We start from the raw sequence: 14,650 nt of genomic DNA, 5'->3' as shown, positions 1-14,650 counted from the left end.
AATAGGGATAAGATGGTTGTTCAATTTTAACATTTCTGCAGTGCAAATGGGAGTCACCTTTCGGCCGATGCAACAAAGGTTTCCATAGTTAAACCGGGACCAAAGGCAGCGCAGAATATGTTTTCTTTCTTATTGTGGTTGTAAAGGAGCGAAGCGCTTATTTTTTTCAAAATAAAAAGAATGGTGGGCGACGACATATTTCCATAATTCTTTAATATGTCGTACGAGGCATTCAGTTCACCATCGTTAAATGACAGTGTTTTGTAAACGGCTTCAAGAATTTTTTTACCTCCGGGATGAATGCACCAGTGTGAAATATCTTCTTTTGTTAAACCAGTTTGGGCAAGGGCTCTGGCGGTAAACATCGTAAAATCTTCTTCAAGCAGGTCGGGTATATAACTGCTGAGCGTCATTAAAAAACCGGTTGAAGAAAGTTCCCAGGCCATGTCTTTTTTGCCTTTGGGAATTACTTCAGAGTAAAAGCTGTTCAGGTGAAGGCCTTTCATAGGATGTTCGTCGGCGGTAATAACCGCTGCTGCGCTGCCGTCGCCAAATAACAGGCTCGATGCAATATTGTCGATGCTTGGCTCGCGCTGAAAATGAAGGGTGCACAACTCGGTACAAACTACCAGTACCTTTGCCTGTTTGTTGGTTTGGCAAATGACATCGGCTGTTTTCAGGGCATGAATGGCGGCATAGCAACCCATGAAATTAATAGAGCTGCGCCAGGTGTGCCTTGGTAAATCGAGTAATTCCATTATCTGTAAATCGAGGCCCGGTGCGCTCATGCCCGTACAGCTGACCGTAATTAAATGGGTAATATCCGATTCCTGTATTTTTCCATCGAGGCAATCGCGAATGGCATTCACCGATAAGGGGGCTGCAAATTTCTGGTACCAGACCATTCGTTGTTCCAGCGAAGGAAATGGCTCCAGGTTTTCGGTATGCGGATAAAATTTCCATTCATTGACGGAGCGACTGTAGTCGGGAATAACAGAATAACGGCTATCAATACTGCTTTGGTGGTATAAAAAGCGCAGCCGTCGTTTGTCGGCTTCAGTATACGAATAAATTAGCTGCATGAATTGCAGTATATCCTGTTGCCGGTGTTTGAACGCCGGCACTGCTGTACCAATGGCAATAATTTTACTCAAATCCCCTCCAGATTAATAAGGCCAGAAAAGCAAGGTTTGTACAGATAGACGCCAGTATATTCATACGCATGGTATTGGCAAAACTGGCATAACGTACATCTTTCCAAACCAAACCGGCCCAGCTAAAAAAATATACGAGAATAGGAAGCATCATAGTTGCTAAGGCCAGAAACTTTTTTTGTTCACCACGCGAAAAGAACATCCAGGCCAACACACCCATGGCCAGTGAATACACAACAGCAGTAAAAATGAACGTACCGCGATAGCCCAGCAGGGCACTGATGGTAACAACACCATCTTTTTTATCGGCCTCGTGCTGGTAAATTTGCGTAAGCGGGTAAAAACCTCCGATTAGCAGCCCTGAGGCTATTATACCAGCGGCAGGCACCTGTAGCGTTTTATTGATGCTGCTTCCGTGATACACCATAAAAAAAGTTACGGCACCCTGAAATATAATTACTGTAAGATAGCCGGCAACAGGGTACTTTTTTAACCGGATGCCCCTGTAACTATATGCCCGTGATGCAGCTATATACGCGATAATGCAAAATGTAAACCAGTAGCTGATGAACAGGCTTAATAAAACGGCTGCCGTATCCATGATAAGGCTTATTACAAACAACTGGCGGGTAGGGGGCAGGGGAGCTTTTACACCGCCGATGGGGGTTTCGTCGCGGTCCATAAATGAATTATAGCCGTTGCTTGCAGGATAAACCAGAAAATGCAGAATGAAAAATATCAATACCGTGTGTGCGATATTGATAGCAGGCACCTGGCTCAGTGCAAATAAAAATACCGGTAACAAAAAAAGTGAAAAATGAAACCGGAGCAATTGTATGGTGGATCGTTGTAACATAATACAGTCACGCCGTGTGGCGTGACTGTTTAAAGATAGCATTTAAATTGTTACATTGTTAGATGGCTTGATTGTTGGATTGTTGATTTATAATCCTGTTGATTATTGTTGATCTGCGTGATTTGCGAGAACCAAACCATCAAACAATCAAGCCATCGAACCATCATCTGAACTACTATCTGCTACGGGGGCAGATGCTTCTTCTATATTTTTCTTATTACCAAGGTAAGAGGGGAGGTCCATACCGGCCATGTCGAAAATATCTTTTAACGGTGGTACTGCCTTGTACAAGCCCGATACAAAATTGGCGGTTGAGTTTTTTCCGGAACCGTTTTGTCCGTTTTCCCAAACCGTAATTTTATCGATCTTAATGTTTTTGATAGCGTCTGTTTGCATTTTCACCAGTTCGGGCAGTTTGTCGGAAATAAGCAGCAGTACAGCGTCTTTAGGATTGTTGCCGGCTGCTTTTACGATTCTGTCTAAACCTTCGGCCTGTTTAGTGAGTATTTCGTACATACCCCGTGCTTCGGCTTCGAGTTTGGCGTAAATGGCATCGGCCTCTCCTTTTGCTTTTTCACGAATTTTTTCAGCTTCGGCCTGTGCTTCAATAATGGCTTTTTGTTTTTGAATTTCGGCCGTTACCACAATGTTGGCGTTTTGCGAAGCGCGTTCCCTATCGGCTCTCGCTGCTTCGGCTTTTTGTTCGGCCAGATAAGCTTCTTCCAGTGCTTTAGCGGCCTGAACTTTTTCTGCAGCCATAGCTCTTTTCAAAGCCTCGGCTTCCCTTTCTCTTCGTGAGGCTTCTGAATCGGCTATTTGAATTTTGGCCATGTTTTCACCCTGTACGGCTACCGAATTGGCTTCGGCCGATTTAATACGGGTATCTCTTTCTGCTTCTATTTTACCAATTTGTTCATCTCTTTTGGCCCCGGCGATCAATACTTCTTTATCTTTTGTAGCTACGGCAATCTGCGAATCACGGTCGCGTTGTGTTTCGGCTATTTCCACGTCGCGCTCTTTTTCAGTTTGCTTCATGCTAACATCACGCTCTCTTTCGGCGATGGCTTTACCTATAGCACCCACTTTTTCCTGCTCGGCAACGCTTTTCTTAGCCTCGTTAATGGCTTTGGCCGATGCTTCTTTGCCGAGCGCTTCAATGTAGCCGCTTTCGTCTTTAATATCCGTTACGTTAACATTGATCATTTTTAAGCCGATCTTGTTCAACTCTGCTTCAACGTTAGAAGCGATATTGGCCAGAAATTTATCGCGGTTGTTGTTGATCTCTTCAATATCCATCATGGCCACCACCAGTCGCATCTGGCCAAGTATGATGTCTTTGGCAAGATCATGTATTTGTGGTTGCTGCAAGCCCAAAAGCCGCTCCGCGGCATTTTGCATAACACCCTGTTCGGTTGAAATACCAACCGTAAACCGCGATGGTACATTCATCCGGATGTTTTGTTTACTCAGCGCATTGGTTAGGTTTACCTCAATGGAAATGGGTGTAAGATCAAGAAATGAATAGTCCTGAATAATAGGCCAGATAAAGGCAGCGCCGCCATGTATACATTTGGCGCTCAGGTTGCCTTCAGTGCCGTCTGTTGACCGGCCAACTTTACCGTATACCACCAGTATGCGGTCGCTCGGACATCTTTTGTACCGCCTGAACATAGATATCAGTAAAATGAACAAAAAAAGCACCGAGCCTGCAATCACCAGTAAAAGATAATTCATCATAACGTTCGTTTAAGGTTAAAGTAGGATAGATATATATTAATAAAGTGTGTTTTCGGCGATTGTTACCAGCAGTATTCTGTCGTTTACAATATTTTTTACCCTGATGAGCTTACCGGTAGGGATATCTGTTTCATCGTCGGTCATGGCCGATAATTCGTGCAGGGTACCCTGTACCTTGATATGTACCTTGCCAAGGCCCGACCGTTTGGCGGGAATAAACAGGTAGGTGGTACCTGTTTGATTGATGGCGTTTTTTGTTTGCATTATGCCATTATATTTCAGGCGGCTGAGATACTTTAATAATATGACCATTAAAACTACTATAGCGGATCCGCTTATAAGGCCCAATAAAATGGCTGATGTTTTGCTTAAACCGCCGCTTACTGCTCCCAGGGCTACCCAGCCGAACATCGTAAAAAAGGCGATCATATTCTTAATAGTGAAAAACTGGTATCCAATGCCGTTATCATGGTTTACATAGGCATCAGCATGGCCCGAAGCATGGTCTGCATCGCCGCTTACCAGCGAAATAATAGTTTGAAGCAAAAAAAGGAAAGAAAACAAAACGGCAATCGTCCATAAAATTTTTTCAAAGGATTGCAGTTCCTGCCACCAGGAACTAATGCTGAGTAGCATGGTTGAAGGGTTTAATTGTGAAAGTATGTCAAAAAAAAACGGGTTAGTATGCCGGCCTGGTATGGCCGCTGATCATTTGTTTCTATAGTACATAGGTAGAAATTAAAGCAAAAACATTACAGGTAAAACAGGCGTTTTAATATTAAATTAACACTGGCGTGAGGTCGCTGAAAAATTATCCGCGATAATCCATTCGTTTTCTGATTTCTGCCGCTGCTTCGGCGCCGGCCCATTTATTACAAAGAAATAAGCCGAGATCGAGTGAAGAGGCAACTGCACCCGCCGTAATAATATTTCCGTCTTCAACGATGCGGTCGGTAACTACTTCGCGACAATAATTCTTTAGCGTTTCATATTCAAGGAAATGCGTAGTCGCTTTTTTGTCTTTTAAAAAACCGGCAGCACCCAACAGTAAACTTCCGGTACATATGGAAATTTTAAATGCGTTATTTGAAGTCGTGCGCAGCCAAACAATAAAATCGTGGTCGTGTTGCAATGTTCTGGTGCCTATACCTCCGGGAACAATGATAGCGTCATAATTTTCCAGGGTGCCACCGATTTTGGTTGGTAGCATGGGTAAGCCATAGTTGTCGGCAATGGGTGAAGAAAGTGCACAGATATCCCATTCCAGATCGGGTAGATAACCTCTGCTTTTTAGCCGGCTTACCGAATCGTATACTCCAATAAAATCGAGCCAGGTAATATTATTGAAAAGTATGTAGGCTAATTTCATCTTAAAAAATTGTTTGATTGTTCCATCGAACCATTAAGTTACTGTATTTGCAGCTTTCTGCTGGTAATTCGCCTGTGATATTATATTAATTTGGCAGGCATGAAAAGGCTTTTTATTATTTCGTTGTTGCTTGTGTTTACAATAACCGCAACTGCTCAGATTAAACCGTTTCGTTTTGTTCATATCAGCGACACGCATATCGGATCGCCCAATGGTTCGGCCGAAGAAGACCTGCGGCGAACCGTTCAGGATATCAATCAACTGAATGATGTGGCGTTTGTAATTATTACCGGCGATATCACCGAACTGGGAACAGATGCGCAACTGATGCTTGCCAAACAAATACTGGATAGCTTAAAAGTTAAATATTATATCATTCCCGGTAACCACGATACAGGGTGGAGCGAAAGCGGCGGGGTACATTTTACAACCATCTTCGGATATGATAAATTTCAGTTCGATTTCAATGGTATCCGTTTTATAGGCTGTGCATCGGGGCCTTATGTTCGCATGAGCGATGGACATATTCCACGTAATGCCATTGTTTGGTTAGACAGCCTGTTGCAAAAAACGCCTAAGCAGCAGCCTGTAATATTTTGCAATCATTATCCGGTTGATAATAGTTTGGATAACTGGTACGAGGTTACCAACCGGTTAAAGCGTGTTAACACGCTGATGATTATGTGCGGACACGGCCATGTAAATAAAGCTTTCAGTTTTGAGGACATCCCGGGTGTAATGGGCCGTTCGAACCTGCGGGCTAAAGCCGCGGTGGGAGGGTATAATCTCGTAGATGTTTACAGCGATTCGATTGTTTACACCGAAAAACTTCCGGGTGTTGCAGCGACGGCTTCGTGGACAACCGTTAAAGTACTATCTCATCAATATGATACTTTAAAACAGTTCGATCGTCCTTCTTATGCTATCAATAAGCAGTACAACCATGTAAAAGCAAAATGGGTGTTTTCGGCGGATGCCAATGTAATTTCTACGCCGGCCGTTTCAAATAACCTCGTTGTTTTTGGCAACCAGAACGGAGAAGTAATGGCCCTGTCGCTGAAAGATGGTAAAAAGAAATGGACGTATAAAACGGGTGGCGCTGTGTTCTCTTCTCCTGCCGTTCAAAAAGGGAAAGTGGTATTGGGCTCCGGCGACGGTTATGTGTATTGTTTAGATATATTGACCGGACGTATAAACTGGAAAACAAAAACCGGCGCTTCGGTGCTGGGTTCGCCGGTAATTGCCGGCGACACGGTGTTTATTGGTGGTAGTGATCATAATTTTATGGCGCTGAGTGTAACAAATGGTGACGTGTTTTGGAAATTCGGCGGTTTGCAGGGACCTGTGGTAAGCACACCATTGCTTTATGGCAATACAGTGATCTTCGGCGCCTGGGATAAAAACTTATATGCCGTGAACAAAACTAATGGCTCGCTGCTGTGGCAGTGGGACCCCGGTTTTTCAGTCATAAACTTTTCGCCGGCCGCGTGCATACCGGTAGCGCATGATGGTGTTGTATATGTGGTTTGTCCGAACCGTACGCTTTATGCAATCGATGCTTTATCGGGTACTACGCTATGGCAGAATGCTGAAACGAGAGTTCGCGAATCGATCGGCATTGCAGAAAACGGGCAATATGTTTATGGAAAAACCATGCAGGATACGGTGGTGGCTTATGCTACAAGCCATAGCGCCCAGCGGCCAGCCTGGGTAATGAATGCCGGTTTTGGCTACGAGCATGTGCCTTCGATGCTGATCGAAAAACAGGGCCAGGTATTTTTCGGCACCCGTAACGGAGTCGTATATGCTATTGATCCGGCTCAGCAAAAGATCAGCTGGGCATATAAGATTGATAACTCTATGGTAAATACAGTAAGGGTATTAAGCAACAAGCAGGTAGTGGCAAGCACTATGGATGGGAAGGTGGTGATGCTTCAGGTGTTGTGATACTTCTACCTAAAAAAAATCCCGCCATTACAGCGGGATTTAATATTATAATGACTTATCAAATTCATCTTTAAACCAGCATTCTCAACGGTTCTTCCAGTAAACCCTGCAGGGTTTGTAAGAAGGCAGCGCCGGTAGCGCCATCTACAACGCGGTGATCGCAGGTTAAGGTAACTTTCATAATGTTACCAACTTTAATTTGCCCGTCTTTTACAATGGGGATCTGGTTAATAGCGCCTATGGCCAGTATACACGCATCGGGCGGGTTGATAATGGCAGTAAACTCTTCTATACCAAACATACCGAGGTTCGAAATGGTGAAAGTGCTGCCTTCCCAATCGCTCGGTTGTAATTTTTTGTCTTTTGCTTTTTTAGCGAAGTCTTTTACTTCACCGGCGATCTGTGATAATGATTTCAGATCGGCAAAACGTACAACGGGCACCAGCAAACCCTCTTCAACCGCTACGGCTACGCCGATGTTTACATGATGGTTGATGCGAATTTTATCGCCCAGCCAGCTGCTGTTTACTTTGGGATGTTGTTTCAACGCAAGCGCACAGGCTTTTAACACCATGTCGTTGAACGAAATCTTAATGGGAGAAATATCATTTAATTTGGCTCTGCTTTCTACCGCTTTGTCCATGTTGATTTCCATGGTGAGGTAAAATTCAGGAGCGCTGAATTTTATTTCAGACAATCTTCTGGCGATTGTCTTACGCATTTGTGATACCGGTACTTCTTCAAAGCTAACCTGACCGGCAACCTGGGTAGCGGGTGCGGTAGTTTTGCCGGGAGCGGCGGTAGTAGTTGCAGCGGCGGCAGCAGGAACGTAATTGTCAACGTCTCTCTTTATAATACGTCCGCCATCGCCAGAGCCCGGAACTTTTGAAATATCGATGCCTTTGTCTGAAGCTAATTTTTTGGCGAGCGGCGAAGCTTTTACCCGGCCGTTTTCGGTTGAACCGGCATGGGTTTCAGTTTCGGTTTGTGCGGCAGCAACCGGTTGAGCGGTTTGAGCTTCCTGTGTTTTCGCCTGTGGTGCAGCGGCACCGGCAGATGAAGCACCGCCTTTGGATGCGGCAACAATTTTTTCTACATCCACTTTCTTTTCATCGCCAATGATGCACAGCAGGGCATTCACCGGAACTTTGTCGCCTTTTTGCGCACCTATATATAATAATTTACCTTCTTTATAGCTTTCCAGCTCCATAGTAGCCTTATCGGTTTCCACATCGGCCAGCAAATCGCCTTTTTTCACTGTATCGCCAACCTTTTTGTGCCAGGCAGCAATAACGCCTTCTGTCATGGTATCGCTCAACCGGGGCATCAGAATAACTTCCTGCATATTAGCCAGATCGAGCGATTCGCCGGTAGGAGCAGGAGCTTTTGCCTCGGTTTTTGCCGGTTCGGCCGCAGGTGCAGGTGTTTTGGAAGGAGCGGCCGAAGCGGCTGTTTTTTGACTTCCACCTGAAATAAGAGAGCTGATATCTTCGCCAGGGTTGCCTATAATTGCCAGCAGGTCGTTTACCTGTAGTTTTCCCCCTTTTTCGGTACCAATGTGAAGAAGGGTGCCATCTTTATAACTTTCCAGTTCCATGGTAGCTTTATCGGTTTCTACCTCAGCCAGTAAGTCGCCTTTCTTTACTTTGTCGCCTACCTTTTTATGCCAGGCCGCTATCACGCCTTCTGTCATGGTATCGCTCAGGCGGGGCATTAAGATCACTTCAGCCATAATTATTTCTTATTTGATATTTCTGATTTTTTCGATTTGAGGTGTCGAAATTACAGCAAAATGAGGAATTGGAAAATTTATGCATTGAGACTGTTTTCTCAGGGGCATTGCCGGCATTTCCGGCATATTTTGATACATCTCGCTTCGGGAGGGGCTGTCGTGGTCATTTTATATTAATTTTTAATGGTAAATGACGCCATCTTTTTGAATTGTTCGAATATTTCGCTTTTTTTCGGGAACCTAATTGAAAAATTTTTATGCCACCCCCTGTATCGATTTTCCAATCTCGCCCGGCAATGTTCCGGCCGCAGATACGGCCCCGTCGTCTGCAGCATTTAAAAAAGAAGTGTTGAAAGTTATGGGATCGGTAGTACTGTTTAATAATCCAGCCCCAGCTTCAGCTTGTTTTTCAATTCATTTACCAGCGGGTACTGCTCCACAATTTTCTGGTACTGCTCTTTAGTATTCAGCGGGCGTTCAATAGGCACCTGCGATACCGGGTTGTCGCTTACAACAATGGTAAACATCAGGGCGCGGTTATTGAATAGCGTTTGTAAATATTCTGATAATCCGCGCCGTTCCCCTTCAATGAATTTTTGTTCGAGATTGTTATTGGTAGTGATCTCGAATACGCCTTCGTTTAGGATAGCTAACCTCGCCATGTCGAAACTCTGTGCAGCGGGGTTTTTATTATCTTTTAATTTTTGAGAGAAGTTTTTCCAATGTTCTTCCAGCTTTTCGTACGATAGCGGTATAATGGGATTGGCTGTACCCGCTTGTTTATTGGCAAATTTCTGTCGTATCGATTCAAGAGTGCCCAGTTTGGAAGTTTTGCCTGCACCAGCAGTATTTGTTTGCTGGTTAGGAGTAGGGGAGCCGGTTGATGTGCCGGTATTTTGACCTCCCTGTTGCTGCGCTAATAAATAGGCCTGCTCTTCTTCTTCAGGGCTGATGTAGCTGTCATCATACGATGATTCAATGATCAGTTTTGCTTCAGTATTTGCTTTTGGAGCAACAGTTTCCGGCTTCTGATTTGCCTGTGTAGCGGGAAGGTTTCCTGCTTCGGTTTTCTGACTTCCCACATCAGACTTCCGATTTCCGGCTTCCGCCTTCTGTTCAACTATACCCAGTTTTCTGAAAGCTACCGGCTGTGCTGAATCAACTACTTTTTTTTTACCGGTTCCATCGCCCGAAACGGTTAGTTCAAGCGCCTGTTGCAGATAGGTTAATTTAATAATCGCCAGTTCGGTATGCAGTCTTTTGTTGCGTGCTCCTTTGAAATTAATTTCTGCTTCGTTCAATATGTTCAGCGCGCTGATCAGATAGGATACCGGTATTTTTTTGGCAGTAGAAATGTATTTGTCTTTAAAACTTTCCACTACTTCGAGCAAACCTGCCACTTTTTCATCTTTACAAACCAGCAGGTTCCTGATAAATTCTGCATAACCATTGATCACCAGGTCGCCTTCAAAACCTTTACGGTCTATGTCATCATACAACAGCATGGCGCCGGCGAGGTCCTGTTGCTGCATGCAGTCCATCAGTTTAAAATAATAATCGGCATCCAGAATGTTCAAATGTTCCAGCGTATTCTGATAGGTAACCGTACCGCTGGTAAAGCTTACGATTTTATCAAGAATACTCAATGCATCGCGCATACAGCCTTCGCTTTTGCGGGCAATAACCTGCAGAGCAGGTTTTTCGGCATTGATTTCTTCCTTTTCACAAATGCCTTGCAGGTGATCTACCGTATCGTTGCTGGTGATGCGTTTGAAATCGAATATCTGACACCGGCTGAGGATAGTCGGCAGAATTTTATGCTTTTCGGTAGTGGCCAATATAAATATGGCGTAGGAGGGCGGCTCTTCGAGCGTTTTCAAAAATGCATTGAAGGCCGAAGAACTGAGCATGTGCACCTCGTCGATAATATACACTTTATATTTTCCGGCCTGCGGGGCGAAGCGAACCTGCTCAACCAGGGAGCGGATGTCATCGACAGAATTGTTACTGGCCGCGTCGAGTTCATGAATATTCAGCGAAATACCATCATTAAAAGCCACGCATGATGAACACTGGTTACAGGCTTCCCCATCGGGCGTTGGACTTTCGCAGTTGATGGTTTTTGCCAAAATACGGGCACAGGTGGTTTTACCCACACCACGCGGACCGCAAAACAAAAAGGCATGCGCCAACTGGCGGTTTTTGATGGCATTTTTGAGCGTAGTGGTAATATGGCCCTGCCCCACAACCGTATCAAATAGTTGCGGGCGATATTTTCGTGCTGAAACTATAAACTTCTCCATGGTATGCAGCAAATGTAAGGAATGGCGATAATGTGAAAATGTGCAAATTTGAAAATGTGCAAATGTGTCCCGCCGAAGGCGGGATGCAAAGCAAAATGTTTTTGGGTGAAGCCTGAATGAAACACCTTACCCCCTCCATGCTTCGCCACTTAAGCTCCGGTGCAGGCCCTAAAGTGTAGGCGGCGCGTAGTCGCGAGGCCTCAGTCAGGCGCGCCATCCAGGCCAAAGTTGCAGATTTGGTAGTTTGGCGTGTAGTCGCAAGGCTTCAGCCAGGCGAGGACAGCAACCCTTGCTTCCTCTTTCTCTCCCTGCATTTTGGTCCCAATCGGCGCAAACGCAGAAATCTTTTTAAAAAAAGGCTGCAGAAAGTTTGGAAACTTAACGGTGTTAAGTATATTTGTGTTGTTAACTTATTTACTATGGGCATACCGGAAAGAAAGGAAAAGCAAAAGCTCGAGATCAGGAAGGCGATCCTGGAAGCATCGATGAAACTGTTTGTGGAACAGGGGTTTGAGAATGTTTCGATCCGTAAAATTGCCGATTTAATTGAATACAGCCCCACTACCGTATACCTGTATTTTAAAGACAAGAATGAAATCCTGTACAACCTGCACGAAATAGGCTTTCAGAAAATGGCTGAATATACGGCCGACCTGTGGACAATAAATAATCCGCTCGTTCGTCTGCATAAAATGGGGGAGTACTACATCAAATTTGGCCTCGAAAATCCGGCATTCTATGATCTTATGTTCATTTTGCAGGCCCCTATGGAAGCGCTGGCAGGTATGGTAAACTGCGAATGGAAAAATGGTGAAGACACATTGGGCCGGCTGAAAGGCACACTGCAGGAATGTATGGACAAGAACCTCATTGTAAAAGGTGACGTCGATGCTATGGCAATGCCTATCTGGGGTATGGTGCATGGTATGGTATCACTCGCCATTCGTAACCGGTTCGAAAAAGTAGTAACGCACGATCAGATAGTTCCTATGATGAATAAGGGGTTGACCTGGTTCCTGAATGTATTGGATGCTTCCGGCAGGAAGGAGTAGCCAATTTTTTTTGCCTCCGTACTTAACACTGTTAATAATATTTACATTATAAAATTAAACGGATTGACTTATGAAACGAAGTCTGTCGGTCCCGATTGCTATCGGGATTGTAGGGATCCTTGCTGCCTGTTCCACGGCCAATGCACAGCCTGTGCTGGACAGTTATATTAAAAAAGGGCTATCAACCAACCTTGCCCTTCAACAAAAGAATTTCGACCTGCAGAGGGCCCAGATCGATTTGCAAAGAGCAAAAACTTTATTCTATCCGCAGGCCGGTATCGCTTCGCAATACACGCTGGCCAATGGTGGTCGTAAGCAGGACCTGCCCATCGGCGATATGCTGAACGGCGTATACTCAACCCTGAACCAGTTAACCGGTCAGAGTAAATTTCCACAGATCGAAAATCAAACCATCAATTTCCTGCCCAATAATTTTCACGATACACGCGTGGAAGTTTCTATGCCCATTGTGAATGCCGATATATATTATAACCGCGCCATTAAAAAAGAACTGATACAAACGCAACAGGCCGAAATTGATATTTACAAACGCGAGTTGGTTAAGAACATCAAAGAAGCCTATTACCAGTATTTGCAGGCCGGTAAGGCGGTTGCTATTTATACCAATGCAATGGCGCTGGCAGGTGAAAATTTGCGGGTAAGCGAAAAGCTGATGCAAAATTCAATGGGCACCAAAGAATCGGTTTTACGTGCAAGGGCGCAGGTTAGCCAGGTGAAATCTTCGTTTATAGCAGCAGGTAACCAGCAGCAAAATGCACTTGCCTTTTTTAATTTTTTACTCAATGAGTCGCTGGATGCACCGGTTACCTCCGATACTACTGTGTTTGAGCAGATGAATACTTCTATTAATCCCGCTTTGGAAGTGCCCGTTCGTCGCGAGGAACTGGCCAAATTGCAAAGCGCGCAAAAGGTAGTAACAACCGGTATCAAAATGAATCGCTCGTACATCGTTCCCAAACTCAATGCATTTTATAACATCGGTTTTCAGGGTTTTGGCTTTCACTTCAACAGCGATCAGTTTTACCAGTTAGGTGGGTTGCAACTGAAATGGGACCTATTTAAAGCCAACGATAATAAATATAAAATTAAGCAGTCGCAATTAGATCTGCAGGCGCTCGAAACACAGTATAAAGATGTAGAACAGCAGTTAAGTCTGCAGGTGCGCACCGCATTGAATAATTACAGGTCGGCCATACAAACCCTGCAGGCGAATGCCGATGAAGTGCAAAGCACGCAGGAAACGTATCGTTTTGCCGAACGCCGTTTTCGCGAAGGCCAGGCGCTGCAGATTGAATTGATCGATGCGCGCACGCAATTAACCAATTCGCAACTGAATTACTCGCTGGCTCAACTGGCCGTATTAACCCGCGCCGCCGAATTAGAACGTGTTACTGCTTCCTATACTTTTTAAAATTTTTGTTATGAGCAAGATATTCTTCCCCCTTACCTTTTTAACAGGTTTATCAATAGCAATCATAATAACCGCATGCAATGGCCGGTCGCAAACCGCCGATATTAAAGATGAAGCCATTGCCGTGAAAGTGCAATCCGTTACCACCGCCAGCTACGCCCCGGTATTAAAATATTCAGGCAGCATGGCCTCTACCGCCGAAGCCCGCCTGTCGTTTAAAATTGGCGGCATCATTTCAAAGATATATGTAAAAGAAGGCGATGCCGTAGTGAAAGGACAACTGCTGGCAACGCTCGATCTTACCGAAATCAATGCCCAGGTGCAACAGGCTTCGCAGGGTGTTGAAAAAGTACAACGTGATGAAAAAAGAATAAAAAACCTGTATAACGATACCGTAGCAACGTTGGAGCAGGTGCAAAATGCCACCACCCAATTACAGGTGGCTGAGGAAAGTTTGCGTATAGCCCGGTTTAACCAGCAGTACGCTCAGATACGCGCCACAGAAAACGGCACTATTCTAAAGAAATTAATGAATGAAGGAGAGATGGCTGCTTCGGGCGCTCCTGTATTTATGTTTAGCGGAACCGCAGGGAACGATTGGGTGATACGATTTGGCGTATCTGATAAAGATTGGGCTATTTTGAAAAAAGGCGATAAGGCCCGTGTTGAATTAGATGCATATCCCAATAAAACATTTACCGGAATTATAACCGAAATAGCGCAGGGTGCCGATGCAGCCAGCGGTACCTACGAAATAGAAGTAAAAGTATTGCCCAATGGCGCCCGCTTTGCCAACGGTTTGTTTTCAACCGTTCATTTACAGCCCACGGCTCAACAAACTGTAACGCTTGTTCCGATTGAAGCAGTTACCGAAGCAAATGATAAAACAGGTTATGTATACACCGTAAATGCCGATGGCAAATCCCTTACCAAAAACAAAGTAGCCATCGCTTTTCTCGAAAATAACCAGGCTGCTGTTATCAGCGGATTAGATAGTGTGCAGGAGGTAATAACCCAGGGCGTAGGTTATCTAACGGAAAGATCAGTAGTAAAAATCATTAAATAACT

11 protein-coding genes are annotated in these 14,650 nt (G+C 44.7%); 4 read left to right on the top strand and 7 right to left on the bottom strand.

What is annotated here, in order from left to right:
- Positions 1-53 precede the first annotated feature (53 nt).
- From AC59IL_RS21205 to AC59IL_RS21185, 5 genes are all read right to left on the bottom strand, one after another.
- Positions 54-1,154: a type III polyketide synthase gene (locus tag AC59IL_RS21205; protein ID WP_496554199.1), complete on the bottom strand. Its 1,101-nt coding sequence runs from the start codon at positions 1,152-1,154 to the stop codon at positions 54-56.
- Complete coding sequence (locus AC59IL_RS21200) at positions 1,147-2,010, bottom strand: UbiA family prenyltransferase (RefSeq protein ID WP_496554198.1); 864 nt, start codon at positions 2,008-2,010, stop codon at positions 1,147-1,149. The genes AC59IL_RS21205 and AC59IL_RS21200 overlap by 8 nt, the downstream gene beginning before the upstream one ends.
- A gap of 147 nt (positions 2,011-2,157) precedes the next feature.
- Positions 2,158-3,747: a flotillin family protein gene (locus AC59IL_RS21195; RefSeq protein WP_496554197.1), complete on the bottom strand. Its 1,590-nt coding sequence runs from the start codon at positions 3,745-3,747 to the stop codon at positions 2,158-2,160.
- A 36-nt stretch (positions 3,748-3,783) separates the two neighbouring features.
- Entirely contained in the window at positions 3,784-4,383 is a 600-nt protein-coding gene (locus AC59IL_RS21190) for a hypothetical protein (RefSeq protein ID WP_496554196.1), read from the bottom strand.
- 175 nt (positions 4,384-4,558) lie between these two features.
- Positions 4,559-5,116 (bottom strand): DJ-1/PfpI family protein, encoded by a 558-nt coding sequence (locus AC59IL_RS21185; protein WP_496554195.1) that lies wholly within the window; start codon positions 5,114-5,116, stop codon positions 4,559-4,561.
- Between the two features lie 99 nt (positions 5,117-5,215).
- Between AC59IL_RS21185 and AC59IL_RS21180 the strand changes: the two genes are divergently transcribed.
- Positions 5,216-7,063: an outer membrane protein assembly factor BamB family protein gene (locus AC59IL_RS21180; protein ID WP_496554194.1), complete on the top strand. Its 1,848-nt coding sequence runs from the start codon at positions 5,216-5,218 to the stop codon at positions 7,061-7,063.
- Positions 7,064-7,133: 70 nt separating this feature from the next.
- On the opposite strand, the gene AC59IL_RS21175 is transcribed toward AC59IL_RS21180, so the two are convergent.
- On the bottom strand, positions 7,134-8,795 hold the full coding sequence (locus tag AC59IL_RS21175) for a pyruvate dehydrogenase complex dihydrolipoamide acetyltransferase (RefSeq protein ID WP_496554193.1): 1,662 nt from the start codon (positions 8,793-8,795) through the stop codon (positions 7,134-7,136).
- A gap of 377 nt (positions 8,796-9,172) precedes the next feature.
- Positions 9,173-11,098, bottom strand: coding sequence for a DNA polymerase III subunit gamma/tau (locus tag AC59IL_RS21170; protein WP_496554192.1), 1,926 nt, complete (start codon positions 11,096-11,098; stop codon positions 9,173-9,175).
- Between the two features lie 419 nt (positions 11,099-11,517).
- Between AC59IL_RS21170 and AC59IL_RS21165 the strand changes: the two genes are divergently transcribed.
- From AC59IL_RS21165 to AC59IL_RS21155, 3 genes are all read left to right on the top strand, one after another.
- Positions 11,518-12,150 (top strand): TetR/AcrR family transcriptional regulator, encoded by a 633-nt coding sequence (locus AC59IL_RS21165; protein WP_496554191.1) that lies wholly within the window; start codon positions 11,518-11,520, stop codon positions 12,148-12,150.
- Between the two features lie 70 nt (positions 12,151-12,220).
- The gene (locus tag AC59IL_RS21160; RefSeq protein WP_496554190.1) at positions 12,221-13,582 is read left to right on the top strand and encodes a TolC family protein; all 1,362 of its coding nucleotides are present in this window, start codon (positions 12,221-12,223) and stop codon (positions 13,580-13,582) included.
- A 10-nt stretch (positions 13,583-13,592) separates the two neighbouring features.
- Positions 13,593-14,648, top strand: coding sequence for an efflux RND transporter periplasmic adaptor subunit (locus tag AC59IL_RS21155; protein ID WP_496554189.1), 1,056 nt, complete (start codon positions 13,593-13,595; stop codon positions 14,646-14,648).
- The last annotated feature ends 2 nt before the right edge of the window (positions 14,649-14,650 follow it).

The sequence above is a fragment of the Niastella sp. sgz303648 genome, from assembly GCF_059587045.1.
The sequence above is the reverse complement of the archived record's forward strand: the minus strand, read 5'-3'. Positions and strand labels throughout refer to the sequence as shown.